Origin of the sequence: Ruegeria sp. HKCCSP351, from assembly GCF_017872535.1 — a bacterium.
Classification (GTDB): Bacteria; Pseudomonadota; Alphaproteobacteria; order Rhodobacterales; family Rhodobacteraceae; genus Ruegeria.
Genome location: NZ_JAEDOV010000004.1, coordinates 208,071 through 223,086 on the forward strand (window position 1 = coordinate 208,071; position 15,016 = coordinate 223,086).

General features: G+C 57.9%; 10 protein-coding genes. 4 read left to right on the plus strand and 6 right to left on the minus strand.

All coding sequences use genetic code 11. From position 1 onward, the window contains the following. The first annotated feature begins 3 nt into the window (after positions 1–3). On the plus strand, positions 4–4,050 hold the full coding sequence (locus I9182_RS10655) for a translocation/assembly module TamB domain-containing protein (RefSeq protein ID WP_209598215.1): 4,047 nt from the start codon (positions 4–6) through the stop codon (positions 4,048–4,050). Positions 4,051–4,071: 21 nt separating this feature from the next. Here the strand turns inward: I9182_RS10655 and I9182_RS10660 are convergent, their stop codons facing one another. From I9182_RS10660 to ychF, 6 genes are all read right to left on the minus strand, one after another. After that, positions 4,072–4,593 carry a thioesterase family protein gene (locus I9182_RS10660; RefSeq protein WP_209505443.1) on the minus strand — a complete coding sequence of 174 codons (522 nt, stop codon included), beginning with the start codon at positions 4,591–4,593 and terminating at the stop codon, positions 4,072–4,074. Between the two features lie 10 nt (positions 4,594–4,603). Next, positions 4,604–5,392, minus strand: coding sequence for a cyclase family protein (locus tag I9182_RS10665; protein ID WP_209505441.1), 789 nt, complete (start codon positions 5,390–5,392; stop codon positions 4,604–4,606). Positions 5,393–5,503: 111 nt separating this feature from the next. Next, on the minus strand, positions 5,504–8,287 hold the full coding sequence (gene fdhF / locus I9182_RS10670; RefSeq protein WP_209505439.1) for a formate dehydrogenase subunit alpha: 2,784 nt from the start codon (positions 8,285–8,287) through the stop codon (positions 5,504–5,506). 13 nt (positions 8,288–8,300) lie between these two features. Continuing rightward, positions 8,301–10,004 (minus strand): NAD(P)H-dependent oxidoreductase subunit E, encoded by a 1,704-nt coding sequence (locus I9182_RS10675; protein WP_209505437.1) that lies wholly within the window; start codon positions 10,002–10,004, stop codon positions 8,301–8,303. A gap of 85 nt (positions 10,005–10,089) precedes the next feature. After that, entirely contained in the window at positions 10,090–10,971 is an 882-nt protein-coding gene (locus I9182_RS10680) for a LysR family transcriptional regulator (RefSeq protein ID WP_209505434.1), read from the minus strand. A 65-nt stretch (positions 10,972–11,036) separates the two neighbouring features. Beyond that, positions 11,037–12,134, minus strand: coding sequence for a redox-regulated ATPase YchF (gene ychF, locus I9182_RS10685; protein ID WP_209505432.1), 1,098 nt, complete (start codon positions 12,132–12,134; stop codon positions 11,037–11,039). A gap of 200 nt (positions 12,135–12,334) precedes the next feature. On the opposite strand from ychF, the gene I9182_RS10690 reads away from it, so the two are divergent. The 3 genes from I9182_RS10690 to I9182_RS10700 all read left to right on the plus strand — a co-directional run bounded on the left by I9182_RS10690 (position 12,335) and on the right by I9182_RS10700 (position 15,006). Beyond that, positions 12,335–12,823, plus strand: coding sequence for an acyloxyacyl hydrolase (locus tag I9182_RS10690; RefSeq protein WP_245222587.1), 489 nt, complete (start codon positions 12,335–12,337; stop codon positions 12,821–12,823). 79 nt (positions 12,824–12,902) lie between these two features. Continuing rightward, entirely contained in the window at positions 12,903–13,694 is a 792-nt protein-coding gene (gene trpA / locus I9182_RS10695; RefSeq protein WP_209505421.1) for a tryptophan synthase subunit alpha, read from the plus strand. 145 nt (positions 13,695–13,839) lie between these two features. After that, positions 13,840–15,006 (plus strand): alpha-hydroxy acid oxidase, encoded by a 1,167-nt coding sequence (locus tag I9182_RS10700; RefSeq protein WP_209598216.1) that lies wholly within the window; start codon positions 13,840–13,842, stop codon positions 15,004–15,006. The last annotated feature ends 10 nt before the right edge of the window (positions 15,007–15,016 follow it).

Here is a 15,016-nt window from a genome sequence, read left to right on the forward strand (position 1 = left end):
CTAATGCTTGTGCCAGTAGCCGGCCCCGCGCAGGAGGACGAAGGCGGCAGCATGATCGAGCGGTTCCTACAGGACACGCTGTCGGGCGACGATCAGAATGTTACCGTCAAAGGCCTGCAAGGCGCGCTGAGTTCACGCGCCACCATTGCCGAGATCACGGTGGCTGATGATGAAGGGGTCTGGCTGACCATCCGGGAAGCGGAACTGGATTGGAACCGGTTGGCGCTGATCCGCGGGCGGTTCTCGGTCAACGCGCTGACCGCGCAGGAAATCGACGTCGCCCGCGCACCGGGCACCACGACCAAGGACACACCGTCCCCTTCTGCCGAGACTCAGGCTTTTCAACTGCCTGAACTGCCCGTGGCCATCGAAATCGGCGAAATCCGTATTGGCGAACTGGCATTGGGCAAACCTTTGATCGGTGTCGCGGCGGAACTGGCCGTCAATGGCAACCTGTCGCTGGCCGACGGCACGTTGGACACCAAACTGGACATCACTCGACTGGATCGGACCGGTGATGAAATCTCCTTGGCTGCGGGTTTTCGGAACTCCGACAGCCAGATCGATCTTGACCTTCAGGTCGTCGAAGCTGCAGAGGGTCTGATCTCGACCGCCTTGAAAATGCCGGACAGCTCTCCGATCGGATTGACCGCAAAAGGGTCCGGGCCGGTGACAGATTTTACGGCCGATATCGGCCTGAGCAGTGATGGGCAGCCACGAGTGACCGGGCAGGTTCGTTTGCGTTCTGCCCCAACAGCCGCGGCTAGCGCGGAGGAGGGCATCGCCTTTACCGCAGATCTGGGCGGTGACCTGACGCCCTTTGTCGCTGAGAATATGGATACGTTTTTCGGCCCCAAAACGCAGTTGATCGTGGATGGGCGTACCCTGCCTGAAGGAGCGTTGGATATCAGTGATCTGGAACTCAGTTCTCAGGCACTGAACCTGAAAGGGGCGCTGCAACTGGCGCCGGGCGGTCGGCTGCAACTGGCGGCCCTGCAAGGACGCATTACGCCGCCAGAGGGGCAAAGCGTCGTCCTTCCGTTATCAGGTGGCGACACATCGATAGAGGCTGCTCAGGTCTCTGCGTTGTTTGATGAGAAAAACGGCAATCTCTGGGATCTGAGCCTGACCGCAAACGCCATAAAATCCGACACCCTGAACCTGCAACGCGCGCAGATTACGGCGCAAGGGACCTTGGAACAGGGTGACGTTTTGCGGATCGACGGTGATTTGCAGGCAGCTTTGGATGGTATCGACCTGGCTGACGATGCCCTGAACACCGCCGTTGGCGACCGCATTACGCTGGACGGTACGTTCCAGTATGGCAGGGATCAGACGTTGAACCTGTCCGGGGTCGAGATGGTCGGCTCGGACTACGAACTGGGCGTTGACGCCGAGATCAGCGGCTTGTCCAGTGGTTTGGCCGTCAATGGTGCCGCGACATTGCAGGCGACCGATCTGGCACGGTTCTCGGGCCTGGCGCAAATGGAGTTGGGCGGTCAGGCCTCTGCCCGGCTGACGGGCCAGGGTTCACCGCTTGAAGGCAGCTTCGATGGCAAGCTTGAGGTCGAGGGGCGCGATCTTTCCACAGGGCGCGACGACATTGACCCGGTGATCCGGGGCAACACAACAATCGCGCTGGACGCCAAACGCGGAGCTGATGGCGTAACAATCCGTGATTTTACTCTGATCGGCGACACTCTGCGCGCGCAGGCTGACGGCAGGGTTACCACCCCTGATGGCAACGTGACGATTGACGGGCAAGCAACAGTCAACGCGCGTGATCTTTCCGTGTTCTCGGGCCTCGCCAAACGTGAGCTTGGCGGTGCGGTACAGGCGAAACTGGACGGCAAAGGCGCTGTTCAGACGCTCGAATTTGATGGCACCGCCAGCGTGATGAGCCGGGATATCAAAACGGGCCTGCCCGAGATTGACCCGCTGTTGGTCGGTCGGACCGAGATCACATTCGATGGCGCGCTGAGCCAGAAGCAGATTGAAATCCGCGACGCGGTGATCAAAGGTCCAGCCCTTGTGGCAAGCGCCACTGCAACAATTGACGATCCGACGGATGCACTGGCCGTGAACGGAAAGGTTAGTCTGAACGTCCCGGACCTGTCACCTTTTTCAGCCCTTGCCGGGCGAGATCTTGCAGGCTCGGTCATAGCGGACGTCGCTGGCAAAGGTACGGTTGGCAGCAGGGTATTTGACGTCAAAGGCAACTTGGCTGCTGATGACATCAAGTCCGGCATCAACGCGGTTGACACCCTGATCCCGGGGCGAACGAACCTGACCGTGGATGCGGTGAATGACGAGGCCGGTCTGAACATTCGCACATTCCAACTGATCGGCACCGCCCTTTCTGCGGATGCATCCGGCAAACTGGATCGCGATGCGGGCGGAGTGACCTTTTCCGCAGCACTGGATGATCTGGGGCGGCTGTCAAAAACACTCTCCGGGCCTCTGAAACTGGACGGCAACGTCGCTCCGACACAGTCCGGGCTCGAAGGAACCGCTCACTTGCTTGGGCCAGAGAGTTCTTATGCCAAAGTGGCCGGTACGGTGGACACAAATGGATCCGCCGATCTGGACTTTGATGCCAAGTTCAACCGCATCGAAAGGTTTGTGCCAGAGTTTCCCGGCACCCTTACCGCTGCGGGGAATGCAAAGCGGGACAGTGGCGTTTGGACCATCGACGCCAAGGCACAAGGTCCCGCGGACATCGTCAGCACGGTTGCAGGGACATTTGATGAAACCAGCAGCAATGCTGATATTTCTGCGCAGGGTGGCGTAAACTTGGGGATTGCGAATGCCTTTATTACACCCAGAAAAATTGAAGGATCCGCGCGTTTTGATCTGGCCCTCAAAGGCCCGGCTGATCTGGCGTCCCTAAGCGGATCGATTACCACCTCGGGAACATCCCTAGCACTTCCCGGCGCGGGTCAGACCATCACCGGGATCAACGGACAGGTGGATCTGGCGCAAAGCCGTGCAACCATCAAACTGAACGGCGGTGTGCGGGCCGGTGGTGGCTTTACCGTCAATGGACCTGTCGATCTAACACCCCCGTTCAACGCGCAGATCACGACAACAATCGACAACCTCGTCCTGACCGATCGGCTTTTGTATGAGACGACTTTGAATGGCCAGATTGCCATGACCGGCGCCTTAGCCGGGAACAGTTCGCTGGCCGGGCAGATCACCTTTGGTGAGACCAATATCAACCTCGCTGCGGCTTCGGGGGCTGTAGGTGCTGCACCAATCCCCGAGATACAGCATGTCAACGAAAGCGGTGCCAGTTTCATCACGCGCGAGCGCGCAGGTCTGGTGGCTACCGAAGACAAGGGCCAACGCACATCCAGAATAGCGCTGGACATCAACTTGCTGGCGCCCAAAGCCGTGTTCGTACGGGGGCGCGGTGTAAATGCCGAGCTGGGTGGCCGGATTTCAATTGGTGGCACCACGACCTCAGTTGTCCCATCAGGTCAGGTTGAATTGATCCGTGGTAATTTCGATATTCTGGGCCGCAGGCTGGCCCTCACCAAAGGTATCGTGACCCTGCAGGGTGACTTGACGCCCTACATCGAGTTTGAATCCTCCGCCAGCACCTCGGACGGAACCGCGACCATCGAAATCGCAGGGCCGCTGGATTCACCTGAGGTCAACGTGTTTTCCGATCCCGAGCGCCCGGCTGAAGAGGCACTGGCGATGCTGCTCTTTGGGAACAGGTTCTCGGAAATCTCGCCGTTCCTGATTGCACAGATGGCCGCATCGCTGGCGCAACTCAGCGGTGCTGGCGGGGACGCGACCAAGGGACTACGTGATTCTACCGGTGTTGATACGATTGATGTCGGTGCGTCAGAAGGTGGTGCGGGCCGACTAGGTGCTGGGGCCTATCTGGGTGAAAACCTCTACACCGACTTCACCGTCAATACCGAAGGCAATACCGAGGTGAACCTGAACCTTGATGTCACCGACAATTTCTCGGTCAAGGGCACGGTTGACGGTCGTGGAGAAACAGGCATCGGAGTGTTCTTTTCAAAGGACTACTAGAATCGCGTCCGACCCCGGAAACTAATTTCGGCGAATTCCTATCGGCTGGCCGATCTGCGAAGCCGGTTCCAGAGATTTGTGATCATCCACCATTTGCGCAAGACGTGCCGCTGCCCAATCCGGATAGGGCTCGGAGCGCCCGGTGCAGTGGCTGACATTCATGAAAAGCGCCTCTTGCGTCGCGCAAATCTCGTCAGTTTCTGACAAAAGCATCTGCGCGAAATAATGTCCTCTCTTGCTGTCAGCATCCAACATTCGGAACCTGAAATAAAACGATGAACCGTCTTTGACTTCCTGCACGAAATGCAGATGAGACTGCAGGATGTAAGGTCCCTGCCCCAACGCCTTGACCTGCACCTCGCCCAAACCGAGATGGTCAACCATCAGCTTTTCCAAAGCCATGTCAAAGGCGACACCGTAAAACCCAACATTCATATGGCCGTTATAGTCGATCCATTCGGGCCGTACTTCAAAGCCGCGAATTTCCACCGGCGCGGCATATGGGCCATCATGCCCGCCAAGAGGTGTCATAGTCGGCTGCATCTGGCCCCCTTTACTGTGCGTCTTGTTCGTCAAATATTGCAACGGCCCGGACAAATCCGGCAGAGGCCCCTTTTATCTTGAAAGGGAAACAGGAAATCTCGAACCCTGTGGGCGGCAAATCTTCCAGATTGGTCAGTTTTTCCAAGTGGCAATAGCCGATATCCATCGACGCACGGTGGCCTTCCCAGATTATAGATGGATCTCGGGTCTCAGCGTATTCCTGAGCGGTGAGCGGAAACGGTGCATCCCAGCTCCAGGCGTCGGTGCCGGTAACACGCACGCCACGTTCAGTCAGAAAAAGCGTCGCCTCGCGCCCCATTCCACATCCTCTGACCAGATAATCCGGCGCGCCATAACGTGTCCCTGCAGCAGTGTTGACCACAACAATATCCAAGGGGCAAAGCTTGTGGCCGATGCGCTTCAATTCGGCTTCGACATCTGCCGCGGTAACGACATACCCATCCTCGAAGTGTCGAAAGTCCAGCTTGACGCCAGAGTTCATGCACCATTCCAACGGCACTTCGTCGATGGTTATCGCCCGTTCACCTTTGTTCATCGTGGAATGATGGTGATACGGCGCATCCAGATGCGTGCCGTTGTGGGTCGCGATCTGCAACCGTTCGATTGCCCATCCTTCACCGTTCGGCAAGTCTTGCCGTTCCAGGCCCGGAAAGAATGACATGACCTGTTCTGCCGTCTGGTCATGGGTCAGATATTCGATTTGCGGCAACATGATTGGCGGGTCAGACACGATCCCGGTTTCCAACGGAACGGACAGATCGACGAAACGACGTGCCATAAAAAATTCCTCCACCATATTCCCAAACAAGGTTGGTCGAGCACAAGCGTCTGTCAAGAAAAGAAAAAGGCGACCTGTCTGGCCGCCTTCTTTGCTTGATATGTGTTGATCTTACTCAGCCGCAACTGCGCTTTCGATCTTTTCGACGCGAATGGCCGAGAATTTGAACTCGGGGATTTTGCCATAAGGGTCGATGGCCGAATTGGTCAGGATGTTCGCCGCCGCCTCAACATAGGCAAACGGGATGAACACCATATCCTCGGCAATCGCCCGGTCCGCGCGGACCATGATCTCAATCGAACCACGGCGTGTGGTCAGGCGGATCATGTCGCCTGGTTCGATTCCCATCAGCTTGAGCGTACGTGGATTCATCGAACAATTCGCCTCGGGCTCAACCGCGTCCAGAACATTGGACCGGCGGGTCATCGAGCCAGTGTGCCAATGTTCCAGCTGACGGCCAGTGGTGGCGATCATCGGGTATTCGTCGTCCGGAGCCTCATCCGGCGGAATGACGCTGGCGGGGGTGAACTTCGCCTTGCCCCCCGAGCGGGGGAAACCATCCCCGAACACGATGGCCTGACCCGGATCGGTTTCGCTGAGCGACGGGTAGGTAATCGTCTCGGTCTCCAGACGCTCCCACGTGATGTTGTCAAGCGACGCCATGGTCAGTTTCATCTCGGCAAAGACCTGCGACACATCGGTGTAGTCCCAGTTCAACCCGATGCGCTGTGCCAGCTCGACTGTGATCTTCCAATCTTCGCGCGCTTCACCCGGGGGGGTAACGGCAGGCCGTACACGCTGTACCTGGCGGTTGGTGTTCGACACAGTGCCGTTCTTTTCATAGAGCGCCGAGGCAGGCAGGATGATGTCAGCGTAGTTCGCCGTCTCGGTCAGAAAGATGTCCTGTACGATCATCAGATCCAGTTTGGCCAGCGCCGCGCGGGCGTGGTTCACATCCGGGTCGGACATGGCAGGGTTTTCACCCTGAATATACATGCCCTTGATGTTGCCCGCATATGCCTGATCGATGATCTCAGTAACGGTCAGACCTTTCTCGTTCGAGAAGTCATCCGAATGCCATACATCATTGAATCTGGCGCGAACGCGGTCGTCTGTCACCGACTGATAGTCTGGTAGGAACATCGGGATCAGCCCGGCGTCTGATGCACCCTGCACGTTGTTTTGCCCCCGCAGCGGGTGCAGACCCGCGCCCGGTTTGCCGACATTGCCGGTCATAAGGGCCAGCGAGATCAGGCAGCGCGAGTTGTCGGTGCCGTGGATGTGCTGGCTGACGCCCATGCCCCAGAAGATCAGGCCCGCTTTGGCCTGCGCAAAGGTGCGGGCGACCCGGCGCAGCTGATCCGGTTCAATACCACAGATCGGGGCCATCGCCTCGGGCGTGAAGGCGCGCAGGTGCTCTTTCTCGGCCTCCCAGTTCTCGGTCCAGCGATGGATGTACTGGCTGTCATACAGCTCTTCCTGGACGATAACGTTCATGATCGCGTTCAGCATCGAGACATCCGCCCCCGGACGGAACTGAAGCATTTCGTCGGCAAACTTGCGCATACCAACGCCGCGGGGGTCCATCACGATCAGCTTGCCTCCGCGCTTGGCGAACTGCTTGAAATAGGTCGCCGCGACAGGGTGGTTCTCGATCGGGTTCGAGCCGATGATGATCGCCACATCGGCGTTCACAATCTCGTTGAAGGTCGCAGTCACCGCGCCCGAACCTACATTCTCGATCAGCGCCGCAACGGATGAAGCGTGGCACAGACGGGTGCAGTGATCGACGTTGTTGTGCTTGAAGCCCTGACGGATGAACTTCTGGAACAGGTACGCCTCTTCGTTGGTGCACTTGGCCGAACCGAAGCCCGCAACCGAACGTGGGTCTTCGGCACGCAGGGCCATCAGCTTGGTCGCGGCCAAGTCCATCGCCTCTTCCCAGGTCGCCTCGCGGAAATGGCTCGACAGGTTGCCCGGATCAACGTTCAGCCCCTTGGCGGGCGCATCCTCGCGCCGGATCAAAGGTTTGGTCAGGCGGTGCGGGTGGTGGATGTAGTCAAAGCCAAAGCGACCTTTGACACACAAACGACCTTCGTTTGCGGGGCCATTGATGCCCTCGACATATTTCACCTTGCCGTCCTTGACCTTCAGTGACACCTTGCAGCCCACGCCGCAGAAGGGGCAAACGCTTTCGGTTTCGCTGTCGTAGTCCTTGCTGTCCCCCTGCTGCTGGTCGTCCAGCACGGTGGCCGGCATCAGCGCACCGGTCGGGCAGGCCTGAACACATTCACCACAGGCCACGCAAGTTGACGCGCCCATCGGGTCGTTCTGGTCGAACACCACCTGCGCGGTATGACCGCGACCAGCCATGCCGATCACGTCATTCACCTGCACTTCGCGGCAGGCCCGAACACAAAGATTGCAGTTGATGCAGGCATCCAGATTGACCCGCATCGCCACATGGCTGTCATCCAGCAGCGGGATTTTCTCGGCCTCTTTCGCAGGAAATCGGCTGTCGCTGACATCGTTCAGCTTGGCCATATCCCAGAAATGGCTGGATACGTCATGCGGCTGCTCGGGCTGGTCAGCCACGAGCAATTCCATCACCATAGCGCGCGATTTTTCGGCACGGTCGGTATCGGTCTTGACCACCATCCCGTCAGCCGCCGGGCGGATGCATGAGGCGACCAGCGTGCGCTCGCCCTCCACCTCGACCATGCAGGCGCGGCAGTTGCCATCGGGGCGGTATCCCGGCGCAGGCTTGTGGCACAGGTGCGGGATCACCAGGCCCCGGCCATTGGCTGCTTCCCAGATCGTGGTGCCCTCGGGCACAGTGACGTCATCGCCGTTCAGGTTGAAGGTGACGGTCTTGGTTGGGCTTGCGTCAAGCATGGCTCTGTCTCCCTCAGATTTCGTCAGCGAAATGTTTCATGACCAAGCGGATCGGATTCGGGGCCGCCTGCCCCAGACCGCAGATCGATGCATCGCCCATTACCTGACACAGATCCTCCAACAGATCGGTGTCCCACTTGTCGGCCTGCATCAGCTTGACCGCCTTTTCGCAACCTGCCCGGCAGGGTGTGCACTGACCACAGCTTTCATCCTCGAAGAACCGCAGCATGTTCAGCGCGGCATCGCGGGCGGTGTCCTGATCGGACAGAACCACAACGGCGGCAGACCCGATGAAGGTGCCAAGCGGCTGAAGCGTGTCGAAGTCGAGCGGGACGCCGTCAATGCTTGAGGGGAGAAGACCAGACGACGGCCCGCCCGGTTGATACGCCTTGAACACATGGCCATCAGCCATGCCGCCGGCGGCATCAATCACATCAAGAATGGTCGAACCTGCGGGCAGCAGGTAAACGCCTGGCTTCGCCACACGCCCCGAGACCGAATAGCTGCGCAGGCCCTTGCGGCCGTTCTTTTCAACAGAGTTCAGAATCTGCGGCCCTTCGCGGCAAATTTTTGAGACCCAATACAGCGTCTCGACATTGTGCACCAAGGTCGGACGGTTGAAGACCCCAACCTGCGCCACGAACGGAGGACGGTGGCGTGGCAGGCCCTTCTTGCCTTCGATCGATTCGATCATCGCGGATTCTTCACCGCAGATATAAGCGCCAGCACCCCGGCGCAGGTCGATATAGCCTTCTTCGACAATACCCGCCTGTTCCAGAGCCGCAATCTCACGACGCAGAATACCCAGCACTGCTGGGTATTCGTCGCGCATGTAAATGAAGCAGGTTTCGGCCTCGACCGCCCATGCAGCGATCAGCATGCCTTCAAGGAAGACATGCGGCGTGCGCTCCAGGTAATAGCGGTCTTTGAACGTGCCGGGTTCACCCTCGTCGCCGTTGACAGCCAAATAGCGCGGGCCTTCGTTCATGCGAACAAAACCCCATTTCTTTCCCGACGGGAAGCCAGCGCCACCCAGACCACGCAGGCCCGAGGCCAAGACAGTTTCCTGTACTTCTTCCCAGTTTCCGCCGTTGCGCAGATTTTTCAGCGTGGCGTAGCCGCCGTTGGCCTCATAGGCCGCAAAGGTCTCATAGTCGGGCAGATGCGCATGGGTGTCCCCTGCTGCAATCGCCGACTGCACCTTTTCGGGGGTCGCATGATCAATGTGATTGTGGCCAATCTCCAATACCGGGGCGGTATCGCAACGCCCCATGCAGGGCGCGCGAACAACGCGAACTTCGGCAGGGTCCAAACCGCCTTCCAGTGCCTGCTGCAACTGCTGGGCACCGGCCATTTCGCAGGAGAGGGAATCACAAACCCGGATGGTCAAAGCGGGAGGAGGTGTCTCGCCTTCTTTCACCACATCGAAATGGGCATAGAAAGTCGCGGTCTCGTAGATCTCGGCCTGACCGATCCGCATCTCGACGGCCAATGCCGCGATATGGTCGGCGCTGATATGGCCGTGTTCGTCCTGAATCAAATGCAGGAATTCGATCAACAGATCACGGCGGCGCGGGCGATCGCCCAGCAGGCGTGTGATTTCAGCCTGCGCCTCATCCGTGAACTGACGGCCCTTGGGTGTGTGCCGCCCCTTGCCTTTACCTGACTTCCAGACGCCCTTGGGTGTGCCTGATGGCTTGGTATCTAATGGTGCCATGATGCCCTCCGATTGAGGTTCCGTCTCTCATCAGGCAAACATATCGTCAAATCGCTTTTGGCAATCGCACGATAACGACACCTTATCACCGCAAAGAGGTCACCACATCCCGCAAAGCCTTGACCGTCGGCAATTCGGGGTCCCGGTTAAGGGTCGCCAGACAAATCGGTTTGCTGACAACAGGTTCGATCAGCGGCAACACTTTCGTTCCCTTCAAATCGCCCAGCGCGCGCACCAGAACCCGAGGGACAACCGTCGCCGCCAGCCCCTCCCGCACCATGACCATCGAAGCCGTGAAACCGCTGGTTTCGGCCACGATATCAGGGTGCAGCCCCTGTTCGGCAAACACCCGGTCCAGAATACGCCGGTTCTGCATCTGCGGTTCCAAAAGGCTGAGCGGAAATTCTGCGACCTGCGCCCACGGAATCGGGCCGTTCTGGTCCGTCAGATGCGTGGGCACCAACAACACATAGGTTTCCTCGTAAAGGGGCTGAACCTGCCGGAAATCGGTGCCGATACTGTCACCATAAGTCACCCCGGCATCAAGGCTGCCTTCGTCCAGCCGATGCTGAATTGCAGTGGCTGACATGGTTTCAATGCGTGTGACGATACGGGGATGCGCGTCACGCAGCCTTTTGACCAACCGTCCCGTGAAAGCGATTGCCGTCGGGATCACGCCGAGGATCAGTGTGCCCGTTATTTCGCCCTTTGCAGCAAGCACCTGCTGTTCCAGCGCCTTGGTGTCGTCCAGAATACGCCGCGCCCGCTGGACGATCATCTCGCCCTCTTCGGTCAGGCCCTGAAACCGGTTGGCGCGGCGGACGATGGAGACACCCAAACGATCCTCAAGATTGCGGATGCGCATAGAAAACGCAGGCTGTGAAATTCCGCACTCCTCGGCCGCCTTGGCAAAATGCCGATGCCGCGCCAAAGCGCTGAGCAGTTGCAGGTCGCGGATTTCGATCAAGGAAAGCTCCAATGCTGCGGATAAGGCAGGATACCCCGCTCACCCGACAGGAACAGCCCAATTGATCAGGTATTAAACAAAAAGTGCATCACATCGCCGTCCTTGACGATATAGCCCTTACCCTCTGCCCGCATCTTACCCGCCTCTTTCGCGCCCTGCTCGCCATTTGCGGCGACATAGTCGTCATAGGCGATGGTCTCGGCGCGAATGAAACCCTTTTCGAAATCGCCATGGATCACACCGGCGGCCTGCGGAGCGGCGGTGCCAGTGCGGATGGTCCAGGCGCGGGCCTCTTTCGGGCCAACGGTGAAATAGGTTTCCAGCTTCAGTAGATCGTAACCAGCGCGGATCAGACGGTCGAGGCCGGGCTCTTCCAATCCCATCTCCTCAAGGAACATCTGGGCTTCGTCCTCATCCAGCAGGCTTATCTCTTCTTCGATCTTGGCACTGATGATGACATGGGCATTACCCTGCGCGGCGGCCATATCGGCCACGCGGGCAGAGTATTCGTTGCCTTGTGCGGCGTCTTCCTCGGACACGTTGCAGACGTAGAGAACCGGTTTGGTGGTCAGCAGTTGCAACATCTTCCAAGCCTTGGCGTCCTCGTCGCTGACTTCGACCAGACGTGCGGGCTTGCCGCTTTCCAGCATCGCCTGCGCCTCGGCCAGCAAACGGTCCTGCTGCTGCGCCTCTTTGTCATTGCCTTTCAGCTTGCGCACCAGATTGGCGCGGCGCTTTTCGATGCTTTCCAGATCGGCCAGCATCAGTTCGGTCTCGATCGTGTCAGCGTCCGCAACCGGATCAACGCGACCATCGACATGTGTCACGTCGCCATCTTCGAAACAGCGCAGCACATGGGCAATCGCATCCGTTTCGCGAATATTCGCCAGAAACTGGTTGCCCAGCCCTTCGCCCTTTGACGCGCCTTTCACCAAACCCGCGATATCCACAAAAGTCATACGCGTTGGGATAATCTGTTTTGAGGACGCAATCGCCGCCAGCCTGTCGAGACGGGCGTCGGGAACCGCAACATCCCCGACATTGGGTTCAATGGTGCAGAACGGGAAGTTCGCGGCCTGCGCAGCTGCGGTTTTGGTCAACGCATTGAACAGGGTCGACTTGCCGACATTCGGTAGACCCACGATTCCCATCTTAAAGCCCATCACGGCCTCCTGCATATAATACGATCGCAGCTTCTATGCAGGTCCGCCTAGATGCGCAAGGGATTGCTGGCGGCACCTTTGCCGAGTCCATTTCGCCACATCACAAAATTGTTTGGAAAATGTGTTCTTGTCTAAATTGAAAAACGGCGCCTACGATAACCAGTTAATATCGCACGATCACTTTTTGTTAGCGGAACCCGATGAAACACTTTTTTTTTGTAACCGTAATGGCGGCAACAGCCTGCGTGTCAGCCCAGGCACAGACCATTGTTTTTGGCGCTGGATACGCAGATTATTCCGAAGACACGTCCGAGGATCAGGGCCTGATCTCGATTGAATACCACCATGCACCATTTCATCAGGCCACGCGGTTTCGCGCCGGTTGGGGTGCGGCCCTAACTGTAGATGAAGATGGTGACACGCATATCGGCGCGGGCCTGATCGGGCAGTATGCGCTGAGCGATCGCTGGTTCGTGGAAGGCAGTGTAATGCCCGGCTACTATAATGCCAGCAACGACCTGAATGATCTTGGGGGCGATTTTCAGATTCGCAGCCTTTTGGGTCTTGGCTATAACCTGAACAATGGCAACAGCGTGTCTGTCGCGCTTACCCATAAATCCAACGCCAGTACCAATGACGAAAACCCGGGCGTGAATGCCCTGCTGGTACGCTATCATCTGGGCTTCTGATCCATTCCTGTCTGGGCGGGATTGATTTTCGGTCAAAGTTTCTGCACATCAGGTCGAAACCCGAGTGCAAGGACATCCGATGACCCGTATCGACGCCAAGTTCGCCGCCCTGAAAGCTGAAGGCAAGAAGGCCTTTGTCGCCTATGTCATGGCCGGGGATCCCGACTATGACACTTCGCTTGAAGTGGTCAAAGGCCTGCCAGGCGCTGGCGTGGATGTTATCGAGCTGGGCCTGCCCTTTACCGACCCGATGGCCGATGGCCCTACTATTCAGGCTGCGGGCCAACGTGCGCTTGAGCAGGGCATGACCTTGCAACGCACATTGGATCTGGCACGAACGTTTCGGGAAACAGACGATACAACCCCCATTGTCCTGATGGGGTATTACAACCCGATCTACAGCCGCGGTGTCGACGCGTTTCTGGCCGATGCAAAAGCGGCTGGTATTGACGGGTTGATCGTGGTGGACCTCCCCCCCGAAGAGGACGCAGAACTCTGCCTGCCCGCGCAAGCGGCAGGTCTGAATTTCATTCGCCTGGCGACCCCAACTACGGATGACAAACGCCTGCCTCGTGTTCTGCAAAACACTTCGGGCTTTGTTTATTACGTTTCGATCACCGGGATAACAGGCGCAGCCGAGGCAGAGGCAACAGATGTTGGCCCCGAGGTTGCCCGCATCAAGGCCGCGACCAATCTGCCGGTGATCGTGGGGTTCGGGATCAACACGCCCGAGAAATCGCGCAATATCGCCTCGGTGTCGGACGGCGCGGTGGTCGGGTCAGCGATCGTCAGTCAGATCGGCGCAGGTAAACCTGTGGCCGACGTGCTGACCTTTGTAAAATCTCTTTCGGATGGCGCGCACAGCGCCTGATTTCGCAGCCAACATGCGAGAATTGTAACCCGTCGCGGGTACCGCGGCGGGTATTTCGTGACTCATTGTTGTAGCGTCAAAACATTGCAGCCTTGGGAATGAATTGGTAAAGAAAACTAACCAATGAACGCGGAGCCCTGTTTTCATGCCTGTGATCACCAATATCGAAGACCTCAAACGCATATATGAACGCCGCGTGCCCCGTATGTTCTATGACTACGCCGAAAGCGGCAGCTGGACAGAACAGACTTTTCGCGAAAACACGACCGATTTTGAAAAAATACGCCTTCGCCAAAGGGTTGCGGTCGATATGTCCGGTCGGTCGACATCTTCGCAAATGATTGGCGAAGACGTTTCAATGCCTGTGGCGCTTGCCCCGGTCGGGTTGACGGGGATGCAACATGCAGACGGAGAGATGAAGGCCGCCAAAGCCGCCGAGGAATTTGGTGTACCCTTTACGCTGTCCACAATGTCCATCAACTCGATCGAAGATGTGGCCGGGTATACCGACAAGCCCTTCTGGTTTCAGCTATATACGATGAAGGACACGGACTACATCAATCGCCTGATCCAGCGGGCAAAAGACGCAAAATGCTCCGCGTTGGTGGTTACACTCGACCTGCAAATTCTGGGCCAACGGCACAAAGATCTGAAAAACGGTCTGTCGGCCCCGCCCAAATTGACGGCAAAAACCATCGCCAACCTGATGACCAAATGGGCCTGGGGCATTGAAATGCTGCAGGCCAAGCGGCGCGAGTTCGGCAATATCGTGGGGCATGTGCATGGTATTTCGGACGCGTCTTCATTGGGGGCCTGGACCGCAGAACAGTTTGACCCCAGCCTGGACTGGTCCAAGGTTGAAAAACTGATGGAGCAATGGGGCGGGAAAGTCATCCTCAAGGGCATCCTTGATGCGGATGACGCGAGGATGGCCGCCAAGCTGGGTGCCGATGCGATTGTTGTGTCAAATCATGGAGGGCGTCAGCTTGACGGCGCGCTGAGCTCAATTCGTGTCCTGCCCGAGATCATGGATGCGGTTGGGGGCGATATCGAGGTGCATCTGGATAGTGGTATCCGATCCGGGCAAGACGTGCTCAAGGCGTTGGCGCTTGGGGCCAAAGGGACCTATGTTGGCCGCGCGTTTGTATATGGTCTGGGTGCCATGGGTCAGAAAGGTGTCACTACGGCGCTTGAGCTGATCCAGAGGGAGCTTGATACGACAATGGCGCTTTGTGGTGAGAAAAACGTGGCAGCGTTGGGGCGTCACAATCTGCTGATACCTGAAAACTTCGGGGGCCGCTGGCAAGCGTAAGCGATGTTTC

Bases quoted from the DNA above. Each gene is read 5' to 3' on its own strand.
- I9182_RS10665 (WP_209505441.1), bottom strand. From the start codon at position 5,392: ATGGCACGTCGTTTCGTCGATCTGTCCGTTCCGTTGGAAACCGGGATC.
- I9182_RS10660 (WP_209505443.1), bottom strand. From the start codon at position 4,593: ATGCAGCCGACTATGACACCTCTTGGCGGGCATGATGGCCCATATGCC.
- I9182_RS10675 (WP_209505437.1), bottom strand. From the start codon at position 10,004: ATGGCACCATTAGATACCAAGCCATCAGGCACACCCAAGGGCGTCTGG.
- fdhF (WP_209505439.1), bottom strand. From the start codon at position 8,287: ATGCTTGACGCAAGCCCAACCAAGACCGTCACCTTCAACCTGAACGGC.
- I9182_RS10690 (WP_245222587.1), top strand. From the start codon at position 12,335: ATGAAACACTTTTTTTTTGTAACCGTAATGGCGGCAACAGCCTGCGTG.
- I9182_RS10655 (WP_209598215.1), top strand. From the start codon at position 4: ATGCTTGTGCCAGTAGCCGGCCCCGCGCAGGAGGACGAAGGCGGCAGC.
- ychF (WP_209505432.1), bottom strand. From the start codon at position 12,134: ATGGGCTTTAAGATGGGAATCGTGGGTCTACCGAATGTCGGCAAGTCG.
- I9182_RS10700 (WP_209598216.1), top strand. From the start codon at position 13,840: ATGCCTGTGATCACCAATATCGAAGACCTCAAACGCATATATGAACGC.
- trpA (WP_209505421.1), top strand. From the start codon at position 12,903: ATGACCCGTATCGACGCCAAGTTCGCCGCCCTGAAAGCTGAAGGCAAG.